Source organism: Lentilitoribacter sp. Alg239-R112, from assembly GCF_900537175.1.
In the GTDB taxonomy this organism is placed as follows: domain Bacteria; phylum Pseudomonadota; class Alphaproteobacteria; order Rhizobiales; family Rhizobiaceae; genus Lentilitoribacter.
Window position 1 is genome coordinate 1989327 of the sequence record NZ_LS999833.1, and the last position, 14758, is coordinate 2004084.

The 14758-nt window shown below is 42.3% G+C and carries 14 protein-coding genes; 6 read left to right on the forward strand and 8 right to left on the reverse strand.

The window, feature by feature from the left end:
• Nucleotides 1–10: 10 nt before the first annotated feature.
• The gene (locus G3W54_RS09875; RefSeq protein ID WP_162652894.1) at nucleotides 11–1159 is read right to left on the reverse strand and encodes an epoxide hydrolase family protein; all 1149 of its coding nucleotides are present in this window, start codon (nucleotides 1157–1159) and stop codon (nucleotides 11–13) included.
• Between the two features lie 418 nt (nucleotides 1160–1577).
• Between G3W54_RS09875 and G3W54_RS09880 the strand changes: the two genes are divergently transcribed.
• The 5 genes from G3W54_RS09880 to G3W54_RS09900 all read left to right on the forward strand — a co-directional run bounded on the left by G3W54_RS09880 (nucleotide 1578) and on the right by G3W54_RS09900 (nucleotide 6143).
• Nucleotides 1578–2618: a TRAP transporter substrate-binding protein gene (locus G3W54_RS09880; RefSeq protein WP_162652895.1), complete on the forward strand. Its 1041-nt coding sequence runs from the start codon at nucleotides 1578–1580 to the stop codon at nucleotides 2616–2618.
• A 131-nt stretch (nucleotides 2619–2749) separates the two neighbouring features.
• Nucleotides 2750–4039: a TRAP transporter large permease gene (locus tag G3W54_RS09885; protein WP_162652896.1), complete on the forward strand. Its 1290-nt coding sequence runs from the start codon at nucleotides 2750–2752 to the stop codon at nucleotides 4037–4039.
• A gap of 75 nt (nucleotides 4040–4114) precedes the next feature.
• Nucleotides 4115–4684 carry a TRAP transporter small permease gene (locus tag G3W54_RS09890; RefSeq protein ID WP_162652897.1) on the forward strand — a complete coding sequence of 190 codons (570 nt, stop codon included), beginning with the start codon at nucleotides 4115–4117 and terminating at the stop codon, nucleotides 4682–4684.
• 221 nt (nucleotides 4685–4905) lie between these two features.
• Nucleotides 4906–5814, forward strand: a complete 909-nt coding sequence (locus G3W54_RS09895; RefSeq protein WP_162652898.1) for a tyrosine-type recombinase/integrase — start codon at nucleotides 4906–4908, stop codon at nucleotides 5812–5814.
• Nucleotides 5815–5846: 32 nt separating this feature from the next.
• Complete coding sequence (locus G3W54_RS09900) at nucleotides 5847–6143, forward strand: transposase (RefSeq protein ID WP_162652899.1); 297 nt, start codon at nucleotides 5847–5849, stop codon at nucleotides 6141–6143.
• A gap of 330 nt (nucleotides 6144–6473) precedes the next feature.
• Here the strand turns inward: G3W54_RS09900 and G3W54_RS09910 are convergent, their stop codons facing one another.
• From G3W54_RS09910 to G3W54_RS09920, 3 genes are all read right to left on the reverse strand, one after another.
• The gene (locus G3W54_RS09910; RefSeq protein ID WP_162652901.1) at nucleotides 6474–6887 is read right to left on the reverse strand and encodes a peptidoglycan-binding domain-containing protein; all 414 of its coding nucleotides are present in this window, start codon (nucleotides 6885–6887) and stop codon (nucleotides 6474–6476) included.
• Between the two features lie 94 nt (nucleotides 6888–6981).
• On the reverse strand, nucleotides 6982–7494 hold the full coding sequence (locus G3W54_RS09915; RefSeq protein ID WP_162652902.1) for a hypothetical protein: 513 nt from the start codon (nucleotides 7492–7494) through the stop codon (nucleotides 6982–6984).
• A gap of 403 nt (nucleotides 7495–7897) precedes the next feature.
• Complete coding sequence (locus tag G3W54_RS09920; protein WP_162652903.1) at nucleotides 7898–8692, reverse strand: WecB/TagA/CpsF family glycosyltransferase; 795 nt, start codon at nucleotides 8690–8692, stop codon at nucleotides 7898–7900.
• A gap of 252 nt (nucleotides 8693–8944) precedes the next feature.
• Here G3W54_RS09920 and galE point away from each other — a divergent pair, with 252 nt between their 5' ends.
• Complete coding sequence (gene galE, locus G3W54_RS09925) at nucleotides 8945–9931, forward strand: UDP-glucose 4-epimerase GalE (protein ID WP_162652904.1); 987 nt, start codon at nucleotides 8945–8947, stop codon at nucleotides 9929–9931.
• Nucleotides 9932–9962: 31 nt separating this feature from the next.
• On the opposite strand, the gene G3W54_RS09930 is transcribed toward galE, so the two are convergent.
• The 4 genes from G3W54_RS09930 to G3W54_RS09945 form a co-directional block, all read right to left on the reverse strand.
• Nucleotides 9963–10310 carry a VanZ family protein gene (locus tag G3W54_RS09930; protein WP_162652905.1) on the reverse strand — a complete coding sequence of 116 codons (348 nt, stop codon included), beginning with the start codon at nucleotides 10308–10310 and terminating at the stop codon, nucleotides 9963–9965.
• 25 nt (nucleotides 10311–10335) lie between these two features.
• The gene (locus tag G3W54_RS09935) at nucleotides 10336–11682 is read right to left on the reverse strand and encodes a lipopolysaccharide biosynthesis protein (protein ID WP_162652906.1); all 1347 of its coding nucleotides are present in this window, start codon (nucleotides 11680–11682) and stop codon (nucleotides 10336–10338) included.
• A gap of 77 nt (nucleotides 11683–11759) precedes the next feature.
• A complete protein-coding gene (locus tag G3W54_RS09940) occupies nucleotides 11760–13322 on the reverse strand; it encodes a hypothetical protein (protein WP_162652907.1) in 1563 nt (520 codons plus the stop codon).
• A gap of 40 nt (nucleotides 13323–13362) precedes the next feature.
• Complete coding sequence (locus G3W54_RS09945; protein WP_162652908.1) at nucleotides 13363–14532, reverse strand: glycosyltransferase family 4 protein; 1170 nt, start codon at nucleotides 14530–14532, stop codon at nucleotides 13363–13365.
• Nucleotides 14533–14758: the final 226 nt, after the last annotated feature.

The window sequence follows — 14758 nt, forward strand, 5'->3', positions numbered from 1 at the left end:
AAATCAGTATTCAACTAAGGCTTCGTGCAAATTTTCGAATGTCTTCAATTAGCAAGTCTGGTTGTTCCATGGCGGCAAAATGACCACCTTTAGGCATCTCACTCCATTGGGTTACGTTGTAGATGCGCTCTGCGTAGCTGCGCGGTGGCCAGTTCAGCATTTCTTTAGGAAACACCGCACATCCTGTTGGTACCTCTACTCGCCTGCCTTCAGGCGACAAAATTCTGCCACCTTCCTCCCGACGCCCGTAATAGATCCATGATGCTGTGTTGAAGGTTCTGGTTGTGATATAAACCATGATGTTTGTGAGAAGTTGGTCTTTAGTGTAGACGCTTTCGATGTCATCACCTTCGGTATCTGACCAACTATTCATTTTTTCCAGTATCCATGCTGCAACTCCCACAGGGCTATCCATCATTGCGTAGCTCAATGTTTGGGGTTTGGTCGCTTGCTGGGTTCGGTAACCATTTTGCATGATCTGGTCAGCTTCAAATTGAGCTGCCCAAGCTTCTTCTTGCGGCCCTTGCGGTCCGTCCTTATGGCGCATCGTCAGAACATTGATGTGGATTGCTTCACAGACTGGTCCATGGTCATAGCCAAGCCAACTAGATATCGCACCACCCCAATCTCCACCTTGGGCCATATACGATTTATATCCTAATGTATCGGTCATCAGTGTGTTAAATACATTTGCCATTTCCCTCGGTCCATAGGGGCGAGAAGGACGTCCTGAAAATCCAAATCCAGGTAACGATGGTGCAACGACATCAAACGCATCTTCTATATTCCCACCGTGTTTTTCAGGGTGAGCAAGAAGATCAATAAAGTCCAGAAACTCTACGATCGTGCCTGGCCAGCCGTGGCTAATGATCAATGGTCTAGGATTTTTCCCACTACCCTTTTCATGAATGAAGTGTAGGTCAATTCCATTGACTGGCGCTTTGAAATGAGAGAAACGATTGATCTCAGTTTCGTGTTTTTTCCAGTCGTATTCGCGAACCCAATAGTCGCAAAACTCCTTCATGTAATCAAGATTTGTACCGTAGTCCCACCCCCCATCATCTGGCATTTCGTGCCATGGAAACGCTGCAACACGTGCGCGAATACCTTTAATAACCTCGTCTGAAATATCTACACTGAATGGTCTAATTGACTTCATGTCAGCCTCTCCAAAATACGGTTTTGGCGACGTATATTGCGCTTAATCACCAAATTACTAAATATTGATTTTCAATAACCAATGGTCCTCGTTACATCTGTCTTAGCTAAGTTTTGGGATCACATGTAAGGAGCAGATTAAAGCTTTGATAAGGACAGTTATTGCTTCCTTATCTCAATCGTATGTGCTTTTGGCAGTTTGTGGTGATGGTAATTTATATGATAAGTATCTGAAAAAAATCAGATAAATTGAATTATCACTGTGGTTTTGTCTGTCGTTGAATGTAAACAAATATTCTATCTGTCCCTGTTTATCAGGTTATTTGTACCTGTTTTCCGCTTTCCCATGTGTGAATGATGGGTCGAAGAACTTACTGGGAAGAGTACAGGCGTTTGGCCTGATAAATGGGAGATTACAAATGAAGAAGAATTCAGTTTTGACGGTAGCCGTTACAGCGGCGACCTTAATGCTAGGGGCGCATGCTGCGAATGCAGAAAAGGTTCTCAAATTAGGTACTGTTGGCTTTTTAGGAATGCCTATTGGTGACGCAATTGATCAAGCATTGATCCCAACACTGAATGAAGTGTCCGGAGGAGAATTGACCATTGAGCCTCACTACCGGAAATCTTTGTGTAGCGAGCAATCTTGCGGGGAGCAGGCAAATCAGGGTCTATTACAACTCTGGACAAGCTCTACAGCCAATTTTGGTAATTTCGGCACAGCTTTGTCGATTTTTGATCTACCATATATCTTTAAAAGCATTGAAGATGCAGACCGTATTTCGACAGAATGGCTTGCGAAAAAACAATGTGATATTGCTGCTGAAGAAGCCGGACATATTTGTTTAACTGTATATTCCAGTGGTGGATTCAGACAACTTGCTAATTCTAGTGGCCCTGTGCATGTTCCTGCCGATATGGAAGGCTTGAAATGGCGTGTTACAAAAAGCCCGATTGAATATACACTTGTAAAGAATTGGGGTGCAGTCCCTGTGCCTTATGACTGGGCGCAACTCTATCAAGGTCTGCAAACTGGTGTTGTTTCTGGGCAGTATGTTGCCACGCCATGGCAACATGTTGCAAAACTGCACGAAGTCGCGAAATACTTCACCGAAATTGGTGGATCCTGGTCAGGCAATCAGCTTTCCATGGATAAGGGGCAATACGATAAACTATCCGATCAGGAAAGAGAATGGTTGCACACAGCAGCAACAGCCTTTGGTAAACGTGTACAGGAACTTGATCGCAATTGGGTTGAAGCAGGCGAAAAAGAAATCAAAGCCTCAATCAACGAATGGTATGTTCCCTCTGAGGACGAGTTGAAGCTTTGGCGTGCAGGTGCAATTGATGCATGGCTCAACGCTAAAGGCAGCTTTGATCCAGTCACCGCTGAACGTGTTCTTCAAGAGCAAGGCATGACCGATTTTATTGCTCAGCTTAAAGACGCAGGCGCTCTATAAGGTCGCCTTTCGAGCGTAAGCATAAAAAGTGAGTGGCGCGGATTAATTTTCGCGTCACAATTTGTATCCAATCATTTTAAAAGAACCACTTGGGATGACCTCCTGAAATTGGTGATAATAGGAAGTGCCCCATGGAAAGCGTAATACTTCTAGTCATACTTGTATTGCTTATTATGCTGGGTGCACCAGTAGGCTTTACGCTTATTCTTATTCCGGTGGTTTATATTCTTATCACCGATGCAGCTCCGATGATTCTCATTCCCAGCCAAATGTTTAGCGCAATTGACGCTGTTCCACTGACAGCAATTCCTTTTTTCATGCTAACAGGCGAGCTCATGACCAGTGCGACCATAACAGACAGGCTCGTGGCTTTGAGTCAACGCCTTATCGGTCGTATGCGCGGGAGCATGGCGCAGGCAAATGTTCTGGTCAGCATGTTCTTTGCAGGTATGAATGGATCTGTTGTTGCAGACACAGCAACCGTAGGGTCCTTAATGATCCCAGCAATGAAAAAGGCTGGGTATCCTCCTGCTTTTGCTGCAGCGATCACCGCGGTTAGCTCAACAATTGGCGGCATCATTCCTCCTTCCATTATGATGATTGTACTAGCGAACGCTGGGGGGATTTCGGTCGGTGCATTATTTGCCGGGGGCATTGTGCCTGGTGTTATGATTGGCATCTTGCTTATGGTGATCAATTACATCATAGCTCGAAGAAATAATTTTGAACGCAATGATGAGGCATTTAGTTTCAGAGCACTTGTAATTGTTGGTTATAAATCTTCTTTTGCATTGCTTATTCCAATTGTATTAGTGGGGTCAGTCGTATTTGGTATTGCTGGCGTGGTTGAAGCGGGGGCATTGACAGCGACAATAGCCTTGTTTGTTGGACTGTTTATTTATCGCACGATCACTTGGTCGAATTGTAAGGGGTCCTTTGTTCGCGCATTTCGCAACTCGGCAATGGTCTTTATTATAATTGCCGCCTCCGGACCCTTTAGTTGGCTTTTAACATCATTGGGAGCGATCAACGATTTAGAACAGTGGCTTCTGAGTTACACGCATAATCAGTTTCTATTTGCCATTGTTCTGGTCGCGTTTATCTGTTTGCTGGGGATGGTCATGGATTCTGCAGCTAACATAATTATTGCTGGTCCCGTTCTGGTAGATGTGATGGTCAAAGCAGGCTATCCAGATGTTCAAGCTGCATTGATCGTGGTTGTAGGCTTCCTAATTGGCTCTGTTACACCGCCGGTCGGAGTGGCATTTTTCACTGCTGGTGCAATTGCCAAGGTTAGGCTTGAAAAGGTGGCTGTCGCAATGCTGCCATATCTAGTCGCGTTGTTTGCACTATTGTTTGTACTAATTGTTGTGCCAGAATTTACAATGTTACTTCCAACATTATTTGGGTTTGTAAAATGATGAGCGCGCTATACCAGTATAAACTCACTAGTGGGCAAGTAGATGCAATCCCAAAAACTAGAGGAGGTTTTCGTAATGTTTGCGACAATCAAATTCATTGATGGTGCAGTTAAGAAAACTCTAACCGCATTCTGCGCTATTCTTCTTCTGTTAATGGTGGTCTTTGCTGTCTACAATGTCGTCATGCGATATGTGTTTGAGGACCCCCCTGTTTGGGGTGATCTTCTCACAGTCCTTAGTAATATTTGGTTAGTTTTTTTTGCGCTTGCACTGACTGTTCGCGATAAAGATCATATTGCCTTGGATTTAATATACTCTCGCTTATCCCTACGGGGAGCATTTCTTGTTCAACAATGTTGGTCATTGGTCATTTTCTGTCTCGGTCTTGTGATGATTATTTATGGTTTGGAAGCCGTGGATACAATGGGCGGTAAATATTGGGAGATGTGGTATTTTGCATGGGAAGATGAAGGTTTTGTTTTTAAGCCAAACTATATGCCAAAAAAATATGCCATCTCAATAGTGCCCATCTCTGGATTTCTAGTCAGTATCGCGGCACTCGCATCAGTGTGCGAGGATACCTTTCGCTTTAATGCGGGTACTTTTAAACAAGTAAAAGATATAGATATAGATATAGAAAGCTGAGGCCAATACCTAACGTATTTAGATGAAATTTGGTTTGTTGGTAGAATTGTCCGCTTCGTACCAAAGGACTAAACCGCTCCGCGATATAGTTGCGGCGTGTAGACTTTACTTCCAGGTACTTAGACAGTGCGCAATAACCATGTTTTCTGATTTTGGTCACATGGCGTGAGATTTTCCTGATGAATGAGGTGTTTAACCTCATATCAGACAGGAGTATTGTCATGCATACCAAGATCACAAAACACACGATTTCCGCTAACTCAACTACAAATTCCAAGGTCACCCCACTTCGCCAGCGAATGGTTGAGGATATGTGTTTGCGCTCATTTGTTGAGAAGACGCAAACAGATTATCTACGTTGCGTGGAACAGCTGGCCGTGTTTTTAGGACGTTCACTTGACCGTGCCAATCATGAAGATCTACGCAGTTATCATCTTCACATGACCAAGAATGATTCATCCCCCACAAAGATCAATGCAACAATGTCAGCCTTGCGGTTTTTGTTTGTCACTGTGCTTGACCGGGGTGACGCCATTAAAGTTTTGCCATTTGTACGCCAACCAAGAAAGCTACCTTTAGTACTTAGTCCCGATGAAGTGGTACGGTTTCTGGATGCTGCACCTAATCTAAAATACAAAGCGGCTTTATCGATTGCCTATGGAACAGGTCTTCGCGCATCTGAGGTTCTTTCATTAAAACCATCCGATATTGATAGCACCCGCATGCTCATCCGTGTTGAACAAGGCAAAGGACGTAAAGATCGATACGTGATGTTATCTCCACAATTGTTGATATTACTGCGTGATTACTGGAAGGCATACAAACCAAACAATGGGCTAAGTAGGGGATGGTTATTTCCAGGTCGTGTTCTAGGTTCACCCTTAACAACAAGACAACGGAACCGAGCATGGCATGCTGCGGCTCATATGGCTGAGATCAACAAACGTGTTTCATTACACACACTCAGACATTCATTTGCCACACATCTTTTGGAGCAGGATATCGATATCCGTGTCATTCAGGTTCTGCTTGGTCATGCCAAGTTGGATACAACAGCGCTCTATACGCAAGTGGCCACACAAACCATTGGTTCAGTCATAAGGTCTTGCCCTATTGAAATGGACACCTAAACTTACGCGCTATATGTGCTTGGAGGTGTTACATGACGAAACCAAAGCGATACAAACATTTTAGCTCTGAATTTAAACAAGAAGCTATTTTGCGTGCTGGTGAGGAAGGTATGACAGATAAAGCGGTTTGCGATGAAATCGGCGTAAGCACACGCCGGTTTCGTCGCTGGCGAGATGAATTAGCTTTGCTAGGCAAAGACGCATTTCCTGGTACTGGTTTCACTCATGATCAAGAAATGGCTGCCCTCAAACGCGAGTTAGCTCAAGTGAAGAAAGAGCGTGACTTCTTAAAGGAAGCGGCGGCGTACTTTGCCAAACATTCAAAGTGAAGTACGCCTATATTCAAGGCCACAGCCAGTCTTATTCAGTTCGCCTGATGTGCCGTCTTTTGGGCGTTTCTGCAAGTGGATATTACGCTTGGCTTGCTCGTTTGGAGTGTCCACGGGCACAACATGAAACCCAATTGTTGGACGACATCAAGCGTGTTCATAAGGCAAGCAAGGGCACCTATGGCAGCCCAAGGGTACATGCCGAGTTATGCTCTGAAGGCTTTGCGGTAGGTCGCCACAAGATTGCTCGGCTGATGCGTTCCAACTATTTGAATAGGCTGTCCTAAAAAGCGATATCGAACCAGTATGCCATTTGCAGACACTTATAATTTAGTTTGCTAAACAACGGTTTAAAATTGTTCTTGACGCCTCCATATCTACAGATATGTCCGTCAAATTTGCGAAGTTTTTTTCAACTTGCTCGTCAAGAAAATTTGAAACACAGGCAACCTGAGCTGCTGTTAATCTTCCGGTTTCCTCAATTCCAATGGATGCTTGATACCCTTTCATCGCCTTACTTGATTTAGGTCCAAAAAGCCCATCTGATCGACCAGAGTCGAAACCTGCCATGTTAAGTGCCGACTGAACAGCCTTAATTATTGGTCGTTCTTCATTTTTGCGTTGTAATTTTTGCTTGTCAGTACCTGTTTGTTTTTTGTTGCTGTTTCGAATCATTGGCACTATTGGTGCTCCAATGACGCCAACTGCGACGCCACCGACCCCCCCATTAATTTTTTTCCCCATGATCCTCGGTCCTGCTGGACAGCTTGGACCTGGACATTTGGCGTATGCATGCGATGTAAAGATAACCAAACAACACAATGTAGTGACACAAAATCTATACAAGCTCATTTTTGATCAACCCAATTATATTAACTTCATAAGTTCGCCAAACTTCCAAATCGGGAAGTTCCTCTAGTGGTCTTGATGACTGTTTTTCGTCCCACGAAACAAAGTTTTGAATCTCAGAGCATGTTCTATCACAAAAATATAATTGACACAGTTTCAATTTATCAAAAAGCAGATCACGCCTTTCGTTTCGCTCTAAGACAAACCCATTTTTGCGTTTGACTTCATCATCACTAAGTTCACGAACCTCTTCTAGCTTGGCTATTTGAATAAGGCGTCGCCAAGAAATTATATACCGATTGAAATACTGGACGATTTCCTCAGCAATTTCTGTACGTTTTTCGCGAACTTGAGTATTTCGTTGAGCATTTTGTTGGAGCTTGGGAAAAAGTATACTTGCGACATACCCACCTACAACCACAGTAATTACACCTGGCAACCAACGGTTCAGTACAATATAGGTGATACTCGTTTCGTCGATGCTATTTAAAAATGCTTCCATCGCAAAAAGTCCCTCCGGCAACTCATGGAGCCACGGCACAACCTAAAGTTACTTAACAGTAAGGTCAAGTTTCAAAGGTTGACTTTATCGCTATTGATGTCTGCTCTGGGCCAATCTCTTCCGGTGTAAAAAAAATGAAATGATGACTGCTCAACACTCAAATTCGGAATTGGACTGTTGGCTGATTATCTTCAGGCTCGTGCCAAACGGAGAAATTCGGTAAAAAATCGCATTAATATTTTGGAAGTGCAGCTAAGTTTCCCAAAGATTGCCAATCTCCCGATTTTTTAGATAAATTGAGAACATTCTCAGGGATAGTATCGCAAAGTTCACGCCTCGTTCATTTTGATCTTGAACTTAGCTGATACATTTAATCTAACTATTATTCAGAACTATAATAAGATCAGTTTGACTTTGTAATGAGTAATTTAAGTGCGATGGGGTTTGTGATCAAATATCTCAACACCAATCTGCTAGGTTCTTGACTAATTCGATAAGCCCATTCTAATCCAACTTTTTGCATCCATACAGGTGCCCTCTTGTTCTTTCCAGACAGAAAGTCAAAAAGCCCACCGGCAGTTTTTATTACACCAACACCGACTAATTTATCGATATTTCTTGAAACAAAGGCATGCTCACGAGGTACACCCATACCAATCCATAGAATATCGGGTTTTAACTTCGCGATATCCTCGACAATAATAGGCTCCTGTTCCTGGGAAAAGTAACCATCACGAGATCCCGAAAAATTTAAAGTTGGATATTTCTCGCGCATAGAGCCAACCGCATGTCTATTGCCTTCTGGAGTGCCCCCAAGAAAATAAAAACTCAAACCCAATTTTTGCGCTTTTTTAGCGACTATGTGAACTAAATCTGTTGTAGCAACCCTTTCTTGCAATGGTGTTTTGGTGAGCAACCTGGAAATATGTACCATCGGCATTCCATCTGGATGAATTTCATCGGCTTCAAGAAGTAATCGCATAAATGCTTTATCCCGCGATGCCATCGCGATTACCTGTCCATTGGCTGAAGTTGAATAATAGGGCAACTGTTTTTGACCACGAGCTTCTAGCGCCCAGGTAGCAAAGTTTTCTGCTGACTCAAGCATGCTTCGCGTGGATATTGGTAACCCACCTAATCTGACTGAATCATCAACTTTATTTTCATTTACCTCTGAACCTCGGGTAATTGATCGCATGGACATATCCTAGCACTGGTATCATCAATAAGCTGAATTATGCTATTTGTGGCAGAACAGTAAACTATAAATTAAATATTTGGTTAATATACAAAAATTAAACTGAACTCTAAAGTACTGCTCATTTATTACGAAAATCCGAACACAGCGCTTATTCTAATCACTAATAAAAGAAATAACTCTTAAAATTAACGAAATTTATTATGTTTCTAAGTTTAGTTGTCTAACAGTTTTTGTTAGGTGTGGTAATTTATGACAAAAAATTTAAACATCCTTGTTGTAGGTGGAGCGGGATATATTGGATCTCATACGACACTTTCTTTGAAAGTCGCAGGATACAACGTTGTCGTGTATGACAACTTTTTAACTGGCCATCATGATGCATGTTTTGGTGATCATTTGGTTGAAGGCGAGTTAATCAATAAAAGACTACTTATAAAGACAATCGAAAAATTTGAAATTGACTGTGTTATACAGTTCGCAGCCCTGATTGAGGCGGGACAATCTGTAATAGAGCCTATTCCCTTTTATCAAAATAATGTTGCAGGCACTATTTCATTATTAGAAGCTATGCATGCAACAAAGGTCAAACGGTTAGTTTTTTCCTCGACAGCTGCTGTGTATGGAAATTCCAATAGTAATGAACTCCTACATGAAGACAAACCAAAATCACCTATTAACCCCTATGGCGAAAGCAAAGCTATCGTTGAAACAATGTTAGAAAGTTGCGTGAATGCTTATGGGATGCAGGCCATTGCGCTGAGATATTTTAATGCTGCGGGAGCTGATGCCAAGGGTAGATCCGGTGAACGTCATGAACCGGAAACCCATCTCATTCCCTTAGTAATCGAAACCGCGAGAGGCGTAAGACCTCATATCAATATTTATGGTACAGATTATGATACGCCGGATGGAACGTGCATTCGAGACTATGTTCATGTGTCAGATCTAGCTAGTGGGCATGTTCAGGCAGTCAAAAGACTTTTTGAAATTGACCACCCTTATTTCGACCCAATCAATCTTGGTTCTGGCTACGGCTACAGCGTCAAAGAAATCATAGAATCCGTGAAAAAGATATCAAAACAAGAATTTAAGATTTGCAAAGGCAAACGTAGACACGGCGATCCCGCTGTACTTGTTGCTGATGCCTCCAAAGCAAAAAAAATGCTCGGTTGGCATGCACAATTCAGTAATATCGATCAGATCGTGCGGGACGCTTGGAATTTCGCAACCAAGTGACCTTAGATTTTTAACAAACAGAATAATCGGATTAACTTGATCTTCGCGCAAGCTGTGCATTTATGAGCCTACCCGTTATTATTCCAACAACAGCACCTAATGCCTTAATCACAGCATCAGACAACCGCGCATGTCTGGTGTCTGAAAAGACTTGCATTAGTTCAAACCCAAAAGCACTGGCGATCATAACAAAAGCCAATAATTTCCAATATTTAGGATAAGCACTTACGAACAATGCCGATATTAAAGCAAAGGCACCTGCCCGCTCTACATTGACATGTAAAACTGCATTTGGGCGAAGATCAATTGAGATAACAGTTACGATTAATATTACGAACAAACCAAGCCATGCAGAAACCTTGAGGACAGTGCCTAACATCTTATGGTATCCAAACTATTTGAGATCAAGATTGTTTTAACAGGCGGAACATTGAGGAATCCTGCCCTGTTAAGGATTTATCAGACCAACGTATCGCGGCGGCCTGAGCCGTAAAAGATATTGCGGTTGCTATAACAGCTCCCAAAATACCGAATTGTGGAATGAACACAATAAAACAAATGATACGCAATACTAAACATGCACCTAAAATTTGAAGGAACCGTCCTTCATAACCTGTCATCATAAGCATAATTGTGGAGGTACGAACGGTTCCGACAGCAGCAGTCCCCACACAAAGAACCAATAACTCAGGAAATAACTCAGTGTAAGGTTCGTTTATAAGCTGAAGAATAAAATATCCACCAACCAAGATCCCAACCAGGCCAATGACATTGAATGCAACTGCCATCCACGCAAGATCATCTAACATCTTCACCAATGCGGATTTTTCTTTTCGATAATATAATCCCGGCAAATGCCTTGAGCCAACCAGGTCGATCGTGTCCGCTGCTGCTGCAAAGAGATTTGCTAATCTTGAGATGACAAAATATGCGCCAGCAACCACTGGATCCATCAGATATCCAATAACAATAACGTCAATATATTGACTGATCGCGCCGAGCGATGTTGCAAACCAAAACTTGGTAGAGCGTGGTATCCATTCTTTGTAATCGGCTAATGCGCGAACTCGGATGATTTCTGGATATCGACAAAGAACCCTATGGGAGATCATCCGAATTTGAAGTGTGAGTGCGAGGCAAGAACCGATGGCCAGTGCAAGAAACAGATCCGATAAATTTGCATCCACATTTGCCGCAACACAATAAAATAGGTATAAAATTGGTGCCGACACTATGAGCGCATTTCCTAAACCATCGCCCAATGCGATGCCAATTTCTGTACGGACCAGATGCATACAAATTAATACCAACGGAAAAATGCATAGATAAATTGACGAAGTGATTACAGTCAAATGGCCAACTATTGAACTTGCCCATACCCAAAAATTGAGTGCCGCAACCGATGTGCCAAGCATACATAGGGTGAAGGTAAATCCGAGTACGCCCTTTAATCTAGCAGCATCGCCAGCAGCAGTAATCTCATTCCACATCCGTAATACGAATGGTTCCTGACCAATCGTTGCTACAACACTTAATAAGCCAATTGCAGAGAACAATATTGAGTAGTATCCAAACGCATCGGCTTCAAGTAATCGGGCAGCTAACGAAATAAGGGTAAAATTCAAGACAACGAGTCCGACTTTTACAGCTACAGCTGTCAGCATTCCACCTTTCACAAACATTGATATCTTGAACACCACTTCCTTGACATTGGATAATGCTGGCGGATCATCAGGCCCATTATCAGACATCAGTAAGGCCTCTCCGATAAAGATTATTAATCTCAATGTAGGATGGGATAATTATGAGCATTTGTTTTAACTTCGCTTTACACTTTAGGCTTATAAAATTGGTCAACACATTTTGCCGCGAACAATACTTTTGGTCGTAATACACTACCGTCAATCACCTCAATATGCCCATTTCCATTTAATGTGTGAAGTTTTCTACCCGGCCAATTTGGATCGGGTGATAAAGAAGCTTCAATAACTTGTTCAAAACCATCATCATCTAATTTTGTAACCCGAGCCAAGTTAAGGCCAGCGCCATAATCGTTACGGCAATCTTGTGTTGGTCGATAAAGATTACCATCCCGCCAAATCATATTTCCAGCTGGTCTTGCTGTTCGGTCATTTACAACAACTGGATTACTATTATGTGATTGCCAGGGACCCAATAAAGTATTTGCAGACCAAATCGCAAGTGTGTCAGAATACCCGCCGACTCCTTCTCTGGTAACCGCAAACATCCAATATTTATTATCTTTTTTTACAATTGTTGCATCCGCTGCTTCAACGTCACAGACAAGACAAGTATGTAGTTCCCACGAAAAAGGAAAGTTAGTTGCTCGATAGGCAGAAATTTTTCCACTTAGTGAAGCTTCTGGAATCATCCAAATATCTCCATCTACCTCAATGATAAATGGGTATGACAAATGCCAGGGTTCTTCCAAAACCGGTATCACTTCGCCCGGTTGCCCGTCATCATCGAAAACAACAACGCTGATTATGCCTTTTTGAGTTTTGTAGTCAAAATCCTCAAAAAATAAGTAATCGCGAGAATTCCAGTAAAAAGGAACAGGATCAGCGTAGAATCGATCAATAGGATCATTAAGAATATTCCAAGATACGCCACCCAGATTCCAATTAGACCATACATCGTTAGCAGTGCTCACTTTTCGCCAGCCAATCCGCCAATACGGCGAATGGCAGCAAAGCCTATATAACTTGCGCGCAGCATCCTTAGCTAGATTTTTGCTAGTGCGCATATAATGATCGGCGTATCGGATAGATTGGCATTGAGGCCACCGCATTTCTGTGGTTTTGCAATTGACTTGCGGCTCTTCTCCAATAAATTTAACAAGCAAAATTAGGACGCGAGACCATACCGCTTCCATTGCACCGCCCAAGCCGGAGGCTGCCTCCAATGAGGCTATGCCGCTGCCTAAAATATAACCTTGTTCTGAGGAAGGTGGTTTAAACTCAATGTCAATTTGCGGTGTTTCATCAAAAAACAACGCAGATGCCAATCCAAATTCTCCAGGACAACCATTAAAAAGTGGCCGATAGATTGGAACATCCAGATGTGCTATCCCCATGGATGTGAGATCAATGACTAAGTTAGGTACTATATCAGCCGGCTCTTTAATCCAAGTCTTTATATCTTTAGGTCTTATGCGATCTGACCAACATGACTTATTTCGTCGTAAGAACATTTTTTCAAGCGAAAGTAGACTTGAAAGTGCCGAATGGTGATCTGCGGAACGGTTCTGGCTTGATAGAACGATATTAACCTGGCCAGCAAAATGCTTCTCAAGTACCTTACAGAGTTTTTTATTCCATAAAGACAAATCGGAAGCATCAATCATGACTTGAATATCAATTGCTCTCAAAATACATTCCACATCTGGTTATCTTGCCAATTTTTAACTATCATAAATAGATTGTTGAATTTAGATCGTCAGGGTGAGCTGTCCTTCTGATCAATGCTCTGTAACCATCGACCATCCCATCAAGCGAATGCTCTGATTTCAGCTGCATTCCTAACGAAGATAGTTGTTCATATAGAATTGGGTCGGTAAGTAATTGCTGCACTGAATTTGCGAATGCTCGAGTGTCATCCGCATCAACAAAAGTCGAACATGGTTGATTACCGACTTTCAAGACTTCCCGCATTATAGGTATATCTGAGCAAACAACAGGGACACCAACCTGAGCCGCTTCGACAGGCGCTAGTCCAAAGGTCTCTGCAATACTTGGAAAAACAAAAACATCAAGACCGATCAAAAAATCACCAATTTCGGTTGAAGGTATTTCTCCTATAAAATGCAACCGGTCAGAAACTTTAAGTTCATCTGCTAAACGTCTTAAATTTTCCTCGTCTGGACCTTGCCCAACGAGAGCCAGGTGTACATCCTTCAGCAAGGGTAATAATTGTATTGCTAACTCTAGACGCTTTGTCGGGTTTAATCTCGATACACATCCGATGACACTAGAATTAATCGGAATGTTATACTTCGCTCTTGATTCATTTTTGGTTAATTTAGCTGTTCGGTTAGCAAATCCATGTGGTACGTAATTGAGTAGATCGCGATAACGTGAAGGATGGGATTGGTAATCTTTCAGCGTTTGTTTGGAATTAACCGTAATTTCATCGTAGAAACCAGAAAGACCAAGGATTTTGTCAATAAATGCTACCGGTTTGCTGATTGTTGCCTTAGCTGATACGTGATTTGCGATAATTCTTGGAACCCGAAGGAAGCGGCCCACCGGTGCTGCCACTATGTTTCCGTAATGTTGAAACGTCAGCAAAACATCTGGTTTGATGGTTTTGATTAGCCTGAACAGAGTAAAAAGTAGTTTGAAACTACCTATAATATTAGAGGGACGCTCTTTTGCTGCAAAATGGACATTTGGAAAATGATCACAACCGTCAGTTTTTCTGTAAAGAAACAAATTATGAATTTCGAATTCAGGCGGACCATTGGATTGCGGCTTGGACAGTTCCTCACTTAGCAACCGGCTGATTTCTTGCGCGCCCGCTGCTTCAGCTTGAGTTTGGACAAGTAACAAGCGAATCGAACTTTTTTCGTTGGGTATCATTTTTATTCCGGTATTGGTCCAATTATCGCGACATCAAAACAATATAAGATTAAAAAAAGATGTAGGTGGAACTTTCGGGTCTTAAGTCATGCGGAATTACTTAGAATTTAGAAGAGAAGCTCACAAATCCTAATAACAAAGAGCTAGCTTATATGATCATCGAGTATTCTTTATTTAAACTTAACTCGTCAAATTAAAGCTTCTTTAGACCCTTCCGGTTATAAAT